At 68.3% G+C, this 12733-nt stretch carries 14 protein-coding genes; 10 read left to right on the top strand and 4 right to left on the bottom strand.

From position 1 onward, the window contains the following. Positions 1–3: 3 nt before the first annotated feature. Positions 4–354, bottom strand: coding sequence for a hypothetical protein (locus tag ACWD6R_RS22145; RefSeq protein WP_451820261.1), 351 nt, complete (start codon positions 352–354; stop codon positions 4–6). 370 nt (positions 355–724) lie between these two features. On the opposite strand from ACWD6R_RS22145, the gene ACWD6R_RS22150 reads away from it, so the two are divergent. Beyond that, complete coding sequence (locus ACWD6R_RS22150; RefSeq protein WP_451820262.1) at positions 725–3124, top strand: immune inhibitor A domain-containing protein; 2400 nt, start codon at positions 725–727, stop codon at positions 3122–3124. 124 nt (positions 3125–3248) lie between these two features. Beyond that, the gene (locus ACWD6R_RS22155; protein ID WP_451820263.1) at positions 3249–3581 is read left to right on the top strand and encodes a hypothetical protein; all 333 of its coding nucleotides are present in this window, start codon (positions 3249–3251) and stop codon (positions 3579–3581) included. A gap of 168 nt (positions 3582–3749) precedes the next feature. Here ACWD6R_RS22155 and ACWD6R_RS22160 read toward each other — a convergent pair whose 3' ends face one another. Together ACWD6R_RS22160 and ACWD6R_RS22165 are read right to left on the bottom strand one after the other, a co-directional pair. Then, positions 3750–4334, bottom strand: coding sequence for an isochorismatase family protein (locus tag ACWD6R_RS22160; RefSeq protein WP_451820264.1), 585 nt, complete (start codon positions 4332–4334; stop codon positions 3750–3752). Between the two features lie 153 nt (positions 4335–4487). Continuing rightward, a complete protein-coding gene (locus ACWD6R_RS22165; RefSeq protein ID WP_451820265.1) occupies positions 4488–5816 on the bottom strand; it encodes a nicotinate phosphoribosyltransferase in 1329 nt (442 codons plus the stop codon). 86 nt (positions 5817–5902) lie between these two features. On the opposite strand from ACWD6R_RS22165, the gene clpS reads away from it, so the two are divergent. The 7 genes from clpS to ACWD6R_RS22200 all read left to right on the top strand — a co-directional run bounded on the left by clpS (position 5903) and on the right by ACWD6R_RS22200 (position 11106). Further along, positions 5903–6208: an ATP-dependent Clp protease adapter ClpS gene (gene clpS, locus ACWD6R_RS22170; RefSeq protein WP_451820266.1), complete on the top strand. Its 306-nt coding sequence runs from the start codon at positions 5903–5905 to the stop codon at positions 6206–6208. A 42-nt stretch (positions 6209–6250) separates the two neighbouring features. Further along, the gene (locus ACWD6R_RS22175; RefSeq protein WP_451820267.1) at positions 6251–6832 is read left to right on the top strand and encodes a DUF2017 domain-containing protein; all 582 of its coding nucleotides are present in this window, start codon (positions 6251–6253) and stop codon (positions 6830–6832) included. Between the two features lie 726 nt (positions 6833–7558). Continuing rightward, on the top strand, positions 7559–9001 hold the full coding sequence (locus ACWD6R_RS22180) for an amino acid permease (protein WP_451820268.1): 1443 nt from the start codon (positions 7559–7561) through the stop codon (positions 8999–9001). A 78-nt stretch (positions 9002–9079) separates the two neighbouring features. Then, positions 9080–9511: a Mov34/MPN/PAD-1 family protein gene (locus ACWD6R_RS22185; protein WP_451820269.1), complete on the top strand. Its 432-nt coding sequence runs from the start codon at positions 9080–9082 to the stop codon at positions 9509–9511. 142 nt (positions 9512–9653) lie between these two features. Beyond that, positions 9654–9779 carry a putative leader peptide gene (locus ACWD6R_RS22190; protein ID WP_268250412.1) on the top strand — a complete coding sequence of 42 codons (126 nt, stop codon included), beginning with the start codon at positions 9654–9656 and terminating at the stop codon, positions 9777–9779. 98 nt (positions 9780–9877) lie between these two features. Further along, entirely contained in the window at positions 9878–10156 is a 279-nt protein-coding gene (locus tag ACWD6R_RS22195) for a MoaD/ThiS family protein (RefSeq protein WP_037692508.1), read from the top strand. After that, complete coding sequence (locus tag ACWD6R_RS22200) at positions 10156–11106, top strand: PLP-dependent cysteine synthase family protein (RefSeq protein WP_451820270.1); 951 nt, start codon at positions 10156–10158, stop codon at positions 11104–11106. The genes ACWD6R_RS22195 and ACWD6R_RS22200 overlap by 1 nt, the downstream gene beginning before the upstream one ends. 88 nt (positions 11107–11194) lie before the next feature. Here ACWD6R_RS22200 and ACWD6R_RS22205 read toward each other — a convergent pair whose 3' ends face one another. After that, positions 11195–11674: a type II toxin-antitoxin system PemK/MazF family toxin gene (locus ACWD6R_RS22205; protein WP_451820271.1), complete on the bottom strand. Its 480-nt coding sequence runs from the start codon at positions 11672–11674 to the stop codon at positions 11195–11197. 261 nt (positions 11675–11935) lie between these two features. On the opposite strand from ACWD6R_RS22205, the gene ACWD6R_RS22210 reads away from it, so the two are divergent. Next, positions 11936–12688 carry an MBL fold metallo-hydrolase gene (locus tag ACWD6R_RS22210; protein WP_451820272.1) on the top strand — a complete coding sequence of 251 codons (753 nt, stop codon included), beginning with the start codon at positions 11936–11938 and terminating at the stop codon, positions 12686–12688. Positions 12689–12733: the final 45 nt, after the last annotated feature.

Raw genomic sequence — 12733 nt, forward strand, 5'->3', positions numbered from 1 at the left:
AGGTCAGTGGCGCAGGGAGTGCTCACCCACGCGCTCGGCGGCGCGGGCGGCCGGGATCCTGGCCGGCTGGACGTCGTCGAGCTCGATGTCCTCGGCTGCGCCGACGGTGGAGACGGCGCCGTGGTTCGTACGAACCGCGGTCGCCGTCTTTGCCGTCTTCGCCGCTTTCCCTGTTTTCATCCGCAGCGGCAGGGGTACGGTGACGGCCACCAGCAGACCGAGCGCCAGCGCCGCCGTGCCGATGACGGCGATGCCGATGCCCGAACTCGTGCGGGACAGCAGGAGCATGGCGAGCGTCGAGAAGACGACGGTGACCGATCCGTAGGAGAGCTGTGCAGCAGTGGGACGCGGCATGGCGGTATCCGTCCTCGGGGCATCGGAAGGGGCAGTCTCTCAACGCGGTCGCACTGTGAAGCGACTCTACGACGGTGGATGCCCTGGAGGAACCGGTAGTAAGCGTGACCTAACCCACGGTGCCGGTGCATGGGGGGCGCACTGAGTCATCCAGTGCGTCAAAGGGGGGCATTGGCGCGCCGGTCGCCCGTTCGGTGAACGTCCGCATAACGGAACCGCACTCCCACATAATGCACTTGGCCTGTTCAAGTCAAGGTCTGTCTTTTCTCGTGTAACTCCGGTCGAATGGCGTCACTTGTGACGCGTAACCGCGCGCGGCCTCTCATCACTCCTGGGCCGCAGCCGCGGGCGCCGGGGAGGACTGCATCAAGTGACCACTAAGAGACGGACGCTCCGCGCCGCGGCGGTTGTCGTGGCCATGGCCGCCACCGCTGCCACGGCGTCGACCTTCGCCACCGCACAGGCCGATGACAAGGCGTCAGACGTCGGCGCATCCAGCATCGACCGCCGCGATCCGGGGTCGGCCGAGGGCAATGCGCACAACCTGAAGGGCCCCTTCAGCGAGCAGCAGGACGCACAGCGTCAGGCCGCCCTGGAGCAGGTCGTATCCGGCGCCAAGAAGGTGTCGAACCGCGACGGCTCCAACGTCGTCAAGCTCGACGACAAGAAGTACGTCGAGCTCGGCCGCGAGAAGACGGACAAGATCTTCACGATCCTGGCGGAGTTCGGCGACAAGGTCGACGACACGACCATGTTCGACCCGGACGGCGACGGCCCCGAGCCGCCCGTCAAGAAGTACGGCGGCACGCCCGGACCGCTGCACAACAAGATAGCCAAGCCGGACCCGGCGAAGGACAACAGCACCGCCTGGCAGGCCGACTACAACCAGGCCCACTTCCAGGACCTCTACTTCGGTGAGGGCGCCGGCAAGAACTCGCTGAAGACGTACTACGAGAAGACGTCCTCCGGACGCTACTCGGTCGACGGCAATGTCTCCGACTGGGTCAAGGTCCCGTACAACGAGGCCCGTTACGGTTCCAACTACTGCGGCTCGTCCAACTGCGCCAACGCCTGGGACATGGTCAGGGACGGCGTGAACGCCTGGGCCGCCGACCAGAAGGCCAAGGGCCGCACGCCGGAGCAGATCAAGGCGGACCTGGCGCAGTACGACCAGTGGGACCGTTACGACCACGACAACGACGGCAACTTCAACGAGCCCGACGGCTACATCGACCACTTCCAGGTCGTGCACGCGGGTGAGGACGAGTCCGCGGGCGGCGGCGTCGAGGGCCCGAACGCCATCTGGGCGCACCGCTGGTACGCGTACGGCACCAACGCCGGTGCGACCGGCCCGGCCGACAACAAGGCCGGCGGCACCCAGATCGGTGACACCGGCATCTGGGTCGGCGACTACACCGCGCAGCCCGAGAACGGCGGCCTGGGCGTCTTCGCCCACGAGTACGGCCACGACCTCGGTCTGCCGGACCTCTACGACACCACCAACCGCGCCGAGAACTCGGTCGGTTTCTGGTCCCTGATGTCGGCCGGCTCCTGGCTCGGCACCGGCAAGAACGCCATCGGTGACATGCCCGGCGACATGACCGCCTGGGACAAGCTGCAGCTGGGCTGGCTCAACTACGCCTCGGCCAAGGCCGCGACGAACTCGGTCCACAAGCTGGGTGTCTCGGAGTACAACACCAAGGACAAGCAGGCGCTCGTCGTCTCGCTGCCGGACAAGCCCGTCACCACCGCTGTCACGACGCCCGCGGAGGGCGCCAAGCAGTGGTGGAGCGACATGGGTGACGACCTCAACAACACCCTGTCCCGCTCGGTCGACCTGACCGGTAAGTCCAAGGCGTCCCTGGACCTTTCGGGCTGGTGGGACATCGAGAAGGACTACGACTACCTCTACACCGAGGTGTCTACGAACGGCGGCGGCAGCTGGACCGCGATCGACGGCACGGCCGACGGCCAGGCCATCCCGCGCGACGCCAGTGACAAGCCGGCCCTGACCGCCGTCTCCGGCAAGTACCAGAAGCTGTCGTACTCGCTGGACGCCTACGCGGGCAAGAAGATCGACATCCGCTTCCGTTACACCACCGACGGCGGCGCGGGCGGCCTGGGCTTCGCGGCCGACACCATCGCGGTCAACGCCGACGGTGCCGTGCTCTTCTCGGACAACGCGGAGGGCGACGACAACGGCTGGACCGCCAAGGGCTTCTCCCGGGTCGGTGCGTCGTTCACCAAGGACTACCCGCAGTACTACATCGCGGAGAACCGCCAGTACGTCTCGTACGACAAGACCCTCAAGGTCGGCCCGTACAACTTCGGCTTCCTCAACACCCGTCCGGACTGGGTCGAGCACTACCCGTACCAGAACGGTCTGCTGATCTGGCTCTGGGACCAGTCCCAGAAGGACAACAACGTCTTCGTCCACCCGGGCAAGGGTCTGATCCTGCCGATCGACGCGCACGCCAAGCCGCTGAAGTGGGCTGACGGCACCGTCATGCGCAACAAGATCCAGCCCTTCGACGCGCCGTTCAGCTGGCGGCCGACCGACGCCTTCACGCTGCACAAGGCCGACGTGGCGACCAAGATCAAGTCCCAGCCGGGCGTCCCGGTCTTCGACGACCACAAGGGCACCTACTGGTACGCGGAGAACAAGACCGGAAGCGTGCAGGTCACTGACACCAACACCCGGATCACGATCGTCAGCGAGCCGCTCAGCGGCTCGACGATCACGGTCAAGGTTGGCACCTCGCACAAGTAATTCCGCATCACCGCAGGTCAAAGCATGATCGGCCGTCGCCCTCTAGCGGGCGGCGGCCGATCGTGTTTAGGTGCCTCTTGTTCGGATTCCTATTGACGCGATGTCTCACGGGGGAGCGCGGAGCATGGCAGGCGGAGGATTCAGCAAGTTGCCGAACGGCAGTGTGGTGATCGCGATCACCCTGAACGGCCCGGCGGACGGGACGGACCCGGGAACCCCGGTCCGGGTCCTGGTGCACGCGGCGAACCGGGCCCGCGCACTGACCCGCCTGCGCAATGTGGGCCTCCGGGCGGTCTACCTCCGCGGCAACGCGGAACCGCCCACGCCCGACGAGATCACGGCGGTGCTGCACCACCCGGACGGCCTGCTCTGGCGAGCGAGACCGGAGAACGCCCAGGAACTCTGGCACCCCATCCGGGCACTCCTGCGCACACCGGTACCGGCCCACCAGTCCTGAGGGCGCCTGCGTCCCGCCCGGCCACGTCGAGCCCGTCCGGCGCTTGAGAACAAGACCCGGGCCGCAAACCGGCCCGCACATCGAGCGCCACGCCGGCAAAGACAAGCCCGTCCGGCGATGGAGGACAACGCGGCCGCCGGACGACCCCGGCAACCGCCCCCCGCCGCCCTACACCACCGGCTTGCCGGAGAGCTCCACCCCGGCCTCCCGGAGCTCCTCCAGCGCCCGCCCCGTGCTCGCGGCGGCGACCCCCGCGGTCAGGTCCAGCAGTACATGCGTCGCGAACCCTTCCCGGACCGCATCCAGCGCCGTCGCCCGCACACAGTGATCCGTGGCGATGCCGATGACGTCGACCTCGGTGACCCTCCGGTCCCGCAGCCACTGCGCGAGCCCCACCCCGTTCTCGTCGACCCCCTCGAAGCCGCTGTACGCCGCCGCGTACGCCCCCTTGTCGAACACCGCATCGATCGCGCCGGAAGCGACCGCCGGGGCGAAATTGGGGTGGAAGCCCACCCCCTCCGTGCCGGCGACACAGTGCGCAGGCCAGGAGTGCTCGAAGTCGGGCTGTGCGGAGAAGTGGCTGCCCGGGTCGACATGGTGGTCACGGGTGGCGACCACATGGCGGTATCCGGCCTGGGCCTCACCGATCAGGTCGGTGATGGCGGCGGCGACATCCGCGCCCCCCGTCACCGCGAGGCTGCCGCCCTCGCAGAAGTCGTTCTGAACGTCCACGACGATCAACGCGCGGTGCATGGCGGGTGTCCTTCGATGGAGGAGAGAAGCGGGGGAGGAGAACGGAACGGTGAAGTTCGGGGGCTGCAAATCGAGCCTAGAGACAAAGACCGCCTTGCGGGAGGGGGCGTATCGCTGCTGGCAACGACCGTCGCCTTCCTTGCCGCGGCACGTTCAGACGAACTCCGTCGGAATCACCGGCTCCCCCTTGGACAGCTGGATCGCCGACATCGGCAGCCCCCGCCGCGCCGCTATATGCCGCTCCCGCGCCGTGTCCAGCGACTCGCGCGCGATCACCTCACCACCCCTGACCAGCTCGACCAGCAGCTGGCGGTCGGCCAGCCCGTCGGGCACCGGACCGGTGCCGACCACCTCGGCCTCGGCCACTCCGTTCTCGTCCAGCTGCCGCGCGGCCCACTTGCGACCGCCCACCGAGGACTTCGCCCCCAGCGACTTCTTCGCAACCGGCCGCAGCGGTTCCGCGGGATCGGCGGAGCTCGCCCGGGCGACCAGCTTGTAGACCATGGAGCAGGTCGGCTGCCCGCTGCCGGTGACCAGCTGCGTGCCCACGCCGTACGCGTCGACCGGTGCCACGGCCAGCGACGCGATCGCGTATTCGTCCAGGTCCGACGTCACCACGATCTTCGTCCCGGTGGCGCCCAGCTCGTCCAGCTGCTGCCGCACCCGGTGCGCGAGGAGCAGCAGGTCCCCGGAGTCGATCCGGACGGCCCCCAGCTCGGTGCCGGCGAACTCGACCGCCGTACGGACCGCCTCGGCGACGTCGTACGTGTCGACCAGCAGCGTCGTCTTCCGGCCCAGCGAGTCGACCTGCGCCCGGAACGCGTCGCGCTCGCTGTCGTGCAGCAGCGTGAACGCGTGCGCGCTCGTCCCGACCGTCGGGATGTTGTAGCGGAACCCGGCCGCCAGATCGGATGTCGCGTCGAAGCCGCCGATGTACGCGGCCCGCGCCGACGCCACCGCGGACAGTTCATGGGTGCGTCGTGCACCCATCTCGATCAGCCTGCGACCGCCCGCCGCCGCCGACATCCGGGACGCCGCCGCGGCGACCGCCGAGTCGTGGTTGAGGATCGACAGGATCACCGTCTCCAACAGCACGCATTCGGCGAAGGAGCCCTCGACCCGCAGGATCGGCGAGCCCGGGAAGTACACCTCGCCCTCCGGGTAGCCCCAGATGTCGCCGCTGAAGCGGTAGTCCGCCAGCCAGGCGAGCGTCGGCCCGTCGACGATGTTCCGGTCGCGCAGGAAGGTGAGCATCTCGTCGTCGAAGCGGAAGTTCTCCACCGCGTCCAGGACGCGTCCGATGCCCGCGACGACGCCGTAGCGCCGCCCCTCGGGCAGTCGGCGGGTGAACACCTCGAAGACCGAGCGCCGGTCGGCGGTGCCCGCCTTCAGTGCCGCCTGCACCATCGTGAGCTCGTACTGGTCGGTGAAGAGCGCTGTCGACGGCACGCCGACCCGTCGCCCAAGGTCCGCAGAGTTCATGGCTCGGATGCTACCCCTATTTCGTCAGAGTGACGAGATCTAAGCCGTTTGTGCGATGCCCCCTCCCGGGTGGCAGCATGGGGTAGGTGAGTGTCGCCCCTGTAGAGATCGAGCGCCCCGAATCGGCCGAGGAGAACCTCGTTGTCCCCGAGCCCGACGTGCCCTGGGTGACGCTGGTCCACAACGACCCGGTCAACCTGATGAGCTACGTGACCTATGTCTTCCAGGCCTACTTCGGCTACTCCAAGGACAAGGCCCACAAGCTGATGCTCGACGTCCACCAGAAGGGCCGCGCCGTCGTCTCCAGCGGCAGCCGCGAGGAGATGGAGCGCGATGTCCAGGCCATGCACGGTTACGGGCTCTGGGCCACCCTGACCCAGGACCGCAAATAGCCTCCATCTCTGCCCCGCCCGACCCACCATCGGAGAAAACCCATGGCCGGCCACTTCGAGGCCACCCCCGGCGGCGGCGCGGCCGTCGCGCTCGACGAGGTGGAGATCGCGATCCTGCGCTCCCTCGCCGTCCAGCTGCTGGAACTGATCGGACCCGGCGACGAACCGGCCGACGGTGAGGACCCACTCGCCGCCCTGTTCGCCGAAGGGCCCAGCGAGCCGCCGACCGACCCGGCCCTGGCTCGCCTCTTCCCGGAGGCGTACGGCGACGAGGACAGCGAACTGCGCGCCGCGTCCGCCGAGTTCCGCCGCTTCACCGAGAACGACCTGCGCACCCGCAAGCGCGGCGACGCGCTCACCGTCGTACGCACCCTCGACGCACTCCCGTCCGGCGAGCAAGGCGCAGTCCTCACGCTCACCGCCGACGAATGCCGCAACTGGCTCGGTGCCCTCAACGACCTCCGCCTCACCATCGGTGCCCGCCTGGAGGTCTCCGACGAGGACGAGGGCGGTGAGGGCTCGCTCTACCGGCTGCCCGACAGCGACCCGCGCAAGCCGATGGTCATGGCCTACCTCTGGCTGGGCGCGCTCCAGGAGACGCTCGTCGAGACCCTGATGCCGTAGGGGCTGTCCGGCGGATCGTGGCCGGGACAGCCCTTAGAGCCTGTCGGGTGACCTCTGATCGGGCGGCCACGCCCTGGCACGCACGCTTCCCGCGTTGCCGAAATGCCCTAGTAGCTCCTTCCCCAAGCTCTCAGCTTCGTTCGAGCAGGGGAGACCCCATCCGAGGGCCTTCCGGCGCCTTGGAATCGCATGCACCAGAGCACGTCCGCTTTCCGATCGAAGGTCACCCGGCGGGCTCTTAGCACTTCCCCACGTGCTCGGCTTCGCCCGAATGGGGGAGGCCTCACTCGCGGCGTTGCCCAAACGCCCGCACGGCTCCGCTGTGAGGACGCTCCGACGCCCAAGGGCCGCCCCGTGGCGATGCACCGCACCGAACGCCGTGACTCACCCGCCTTTCCTTGATCGGGTTTTACCTCCCCTTGGGGCCGGGTCGGAGTGTTCGCTCAACGGACATTCAAATCCAAATAACGATCCCGTCACCTGAATGGCCTTTTTTGTGGCGGCTGGAAACTCTTGTCCGCTTTTTCCTGTGGTGTGCACCACACAATGTCCGGTGGGCCACCGGTGGCTCCGTGATAAATCTTCACGACCACCCGGGGACGCCATCCCTGTACCCGGGGGCGCTACCACCGGCGGACCGCCGGTCGCACTCCATTCATATCCGGGGGGATCAGGACCCGATCCGCAGCCGTCAGGCGCGGATCGGCGTGGAGAAAGGCGCAACACATGACATCGGCGCAGGTCGACAAGGGACAAGGCGGCTCGCAGCAGGCCGCGGAAGCCGCAGATGCCACCACCTCGGGCGAGGGCTATCAGCGCGCCCTCGGTGCCCGCCAGATCCAGATGATCGCGATCGGCGGGGCCATCGGAACCGGCCTCTTCCTCGGCGCGGGCAAGGCCATCGCCAAGGCGGGACCCAGCCTCATCCTGGCCTATGCCATCGCAGGCCTGGTGATCTTCTTCATCATGCGGGCCCTGGGCGAACTCCTCATGTACCGCCCGGTCTCGGGCTCATTCTCGGAGTACGCCCGCGAATTCGTCGGCCCCTTCGCAGGATTTGTCACCGGCTGGACCTACTGGCTGTTCTGGGTCGTCACCGGAATCACCGAAGTCACCGCGGCAGCCCAGTACATGACGTTCTGGTTCGACATTCCCCAATGGGTGTCCGCACTGATCTTCACGGTCATCCTGTACGTCGTGAACCTGATCTCCGTGAAGCTCTTCGGGGAACTCGAATTCTGGTTCTCGATGGTCAAGGTCACCGCCATCGTCGGCATGATCCTCATCTGTGCCGGAATTCTCACCCTCGGCTTCTCCGACGCCGGCGACACCGCGTCCGTCTCCCACCTGTGGGCCGACGGCGGCTTCTTCCCGCACGGCATCAAGGGCACCTTGATGACTCTGCAGATCGTGATGTTCGCCTTCCTCGCCGTCGAACTCGTCGGCGTCACCGCAGGCGAGTCCAAGGACCCGAAGACCGTCCTGCCCAAGGCCATCAACACCGTGCCGTGGCGCATCGCCGTCTTCTACGTCGGCGCCCTCGTCATGATCCTCGCCGTCGTCCCGTGGACGGAATTCCAGCCCGGCATCTCGCCGTTCGTCGCCGCCTTCCAGAAGATGGGTCTCGGCATCGGCGCAGGCATCGTCAACTTCGTCGTCCTGACCGCGGCCCTCTCCTCCTGCAACTCCGGCATGTACTCCACCGGCCGCATGCTGCGCGACCTCGCGCTCAACGGACAGGGCCCGACGTTCTTCACCCGGCTGACCAAGAGCGGCACCCCGCTCGTCGGCACCACCTTCTCCGCCGCTCTCATGCTCGTCGGCGTCTGGATCAACTACCAGTGGCCCGGAGACGCCTTCACCTACGTCGTCTCCTTCGCCACCATCTCCGGCATGTGGGCCTGGATCATGATCCTCGTCTGCCAGATCCGCTACCGCCGCCTGGCCGACCGCGGAGTGCTCCCGCAGTCCACCTTCCGGGCCCCCGGCGCCCCGTACACCAGCGTCTTCGCCCTCGCCTTCATCGGCATGGTGATCGTGATGATGGGCATCGACAAGGACGCCAGGATCTCGCTGTACTGTGCCCCGCTCTGGGCCCTGATCCTCGGCGTCTCGTACCTGGTCCTCAAGGCCCGTAACCCCGAGAGCACGGCCTTCGCCAAGCGCTGACCCGACCCGGCCGTCCGGCATACGGGCCCCCGCGTACCACTCCTCGGTACGCGGGGGCCCTCTGCTTATCCTGACGCCATGCTGACCATCACCCAGGAGCTGTACGACCAGATCGTCGCGCACTCCCGCGCGGACCACCCCGACGAGGCGTGCGGCGTGGTCGCGGGCCCGGCCGGAACCGGCCGCGCCGAACGCTTCATCCCCATGCTCAACGCCGCCCGCTCGCCCACGTTCTACGAGTTCGACTCCGCGGACCTGCTGAAGCTCTACCGCGAGATGGACGACCGCGACGAGGAGCCGGTGATCGTCTACCACTCGCACACGGCGACCGAGGCGTACCCCTCGCGCACCGACATCACGTACGCCAATGAGCCCGGCGCCCACTACGTGCTCGTCTCCACCGCCGACACCGACGACGCGGGCCCCTTCCAGTTCCGCTCGTACCGCATCGTGGACGGCGTGATCACCGAGGAGGACGTCAAGGTCGTCGAGGCGTACGAACCCGCCTGACCTCCAGCGGCCGGGGCGAATCCCCGTCCCGGCCCGCCGCGGCTCCCCGCCCGGCCTTCGACCGTCCACCAGGCGAACACTCACCATCCACCAGGTGAGATCACATGCCGGGGTCCGGACCGGGAATCGATACGATGAACCCATGGTTCCCCATGACGTGAGCGACAAGACGCCGGGCATGCTGCTCGTCGCGCGCCTGCACGTCGACCTGTGCAGGCTCTCCAGCGCGATCTGTACGAGCCGCCTGCCCGCCGGCCGCAAGGCCTGAGCCGGGCCGCGGCCCCGAGCGACGTCCAGACACACCCCTGCGCGGGGGCAGAGCCGCGCGCCCCACGCCACCACTCCGCTTCGACAGGAGCCCACGCCATGGCCATCGAGGTCCGCATCCCGACCATCCTCCGCACCTACACCGACGGCGCCAAGGCCGTCGAGGGCAACGGAGAGACCCTCGCCGACCTCTTCACGGACCTCGACAGCCGCCACAACGGCATCCGTGAGCGCATCGTCGACGGCGACCAGCTCCGTCGCTTCGTGAACGTCTACCTCAACGACGAGGACGTCCGCTTCCTCGACGGAATCTCCACCAAGCTCAGCGACGGCGACAGCGTCACCATCCTCCCGGCCGTCGCAGGCGGCATGAACTGATGCGGTACGACAGCCCGCTCGCCGCGGTGGGCAACACCCCGCTCGTCCGCCTGCCGCGGCTGTCACCGTCGGACGACGTCCGCATCTGGGCCAAGCTGGAGGACCGCAACCCCACCGGCTCGATCAAGGACCGCCCCGCGCTCCACATGGTCGAACAGGCCGAGAAGGACGGCCGGTTGACCCCCGGCTGCACCATCCTGGAGCCCACCAGCGGCAACACCGGCATCTCGCTCGCCATGGCGGCCAAGCTCAAGGGCTACCGCATCGTCTGCGTCATGCCGGAGAACACCTCGCAGGAACGGCGCGACCTGCTCACCATGTGGGGCGCCGAGATCATCTCCTCCCCGGCGGCCGGCGGCTCCAACACAGCCGTCCGCGTCGCCAAGGAACTGGCCGCCGAGCACCCGGACTGGGTGATGCTCTACCAGTACGGCAACCCGGACAACGCGGGCGCCCACTACGCCACCACCGGTCCCGAAATCTTCGCCGACCTGCCCTCCATCACCCACTTCGTGGCGGGCCTCGGCACCACCGGCACGCTCATGGGTGTGGGCCGATACCTGCGCGAACAGAAGCCCGACATCAAGATCGTCGCCGCCGAGCCGCGCTACGACGACCTCGTCTACGGACTCCGCAACCTCGACGAGGGCTTCGTCCCCGAGCTCTACGACGCCTCGGTCCTCACCACCCGCTACTCCGTCGGCTCCGCCGACGCCGTCACCCGCACCCGCGAACTCCTCCAGCAGGAGGGCATCTTCGCGGGCGTCTCCACCGGTGCCGCACTCCACGCGGCGATCGGAGTCGGCACCAAGGCGGTCAAGGCGGGGGAGACGGCAGACATCGTCTTCGTCGTCGCCGACGGCGGCTGGAAGTACCTGTCGACGGGCGTCTACACGGCCCCCACGACGGAAGCGGCCATCGAAACGCTGCACGGCCAGCTCTGGGCGTAACACCAAGCCGCTGTGCGCCGTCCCGCCCTCGGCCGCCGGACCCGCTGGAATTCCAGCCCGTCCGGCGGCCGAGGACTTTTTTCGACCGTCAGCCGATCCCGTGCACCCGCTCCCACACCGCCGGGTCCACCGTCCCCACCCGCCGCCGGAACCCCCGCACCGCCACATCCCGCAGCTCGTCCGTCTCCAGGAAACTCGCGCGCCCCTGCGTATCCCCCACCGAACCAGGCGGCAGCGCGATCACCCCGGGCCGCTCCTCGTGATGCTTGCTGGTGATCTTCGCGACGAGCGCCGCACCGCCCCGCACCGACAGCACCAGACAGGGCCGGTCCTTCGTCCCGGGCCCGTCCTCGTACGGAACCTCCGCCCACCAGATCTCACCCGGCCGCGGCGCCCGCTCCGGCTGCCCCCGCGGCCCTTCCCGCCTGCCCGGCGGACGCGTCTGCCGGGCAGAACGCCCACCAGGGCGCTGACGCCCCCGCCCGAGCCGCCCCCGCCCGTCGGCAATCGCGGCAATGAGAGCGAGCAGTACGACCACGGCCAGAGCCGGCCACCAGGACATGTCCATGCCCCGACGGTACCGGCGCCCCCGCCGGCCCGCCCTCCGCACCCGCCCTCCGCACCCGCTCTCCGCACCCGCTCTCCGCACGCGCTCTCCGCACCCGCCCTCCGCACCCGCCCTCCGCACCCGCTTCCATCGAACCGGTGACAGAGCAGGTGAGTTCGCCCACAACGGCAGGCCCCAGAGGAGCGACCAGGTGTTTCGCGCCTTACGCTCAACAAATCGCACGAACCCTCCCCGTTCCCACGTCTCGGAGGTTCACGCTCCATGAAGCTCACCGTCGTCGGCTGCTCGGGCTCGTTCCCGTCCACGGGTTCGGCATGTTCGAGCTACCTCGTAGAGGCCGACGGCTTCAGGCTGCTCCTCGACATGGGCAACGGCGCCCTCGGTGAGCTGCAGCGCCACGTCGGTCTCTATGACCTCGACGCCATCTTCCTCAGCCATCTCCATGCCGATCACTGCATTGACATGTGCGCGTACTTCGTCGTCCGCTACTACCGGCACGACGGCGGACGCCCCGCGTCCATCCCGGTCTACGGCCCCGACGGCACCGAACAGCGACTGACCACCGCCCACGCCGACACCCCGTCCGACCGGTCCATGGGCGAGGTCTTCGACTTCCACACGCTGAAGCCCGGCTCGTTCGACATCGGCCCCTTCTCGGTCCGCACGGAGAAGGTCTGTCACCCCGTCGACGCCTTCGGTATCCGCATCGAGCACGGCGGCCGCACCCTCGCGTACTCGGGCGACACCGGCATCTGCGAGGCGCTGGACGAACTCGCGGAGGGCGCCGATCTGTTCCTCTGCGAAGCATCGTTCGTCTACGGCAAGGAAGACATCCCGGACCTCCACCTCAACGGCCGCGAAGCAGGCGAGATCGCCGCACGCGCGAAGGTGGGACGGCTCGTCCTCACCCACATCCCGCCGTGGACGGACGCGGACCGCAACCTGGCCGATGCCCGCACGATCTACCGCGGACCGGCGGAGCTGGCGGTTCCGGGCGCGGTCTACGAGATCTAGGGTCTCGGGTACGTACGACGGAGCCCCCACCTTCCGCCCGGAAGG

This window comes from Streptomyces sp. NPDC005151 (genome assembly GCF_053599875.1).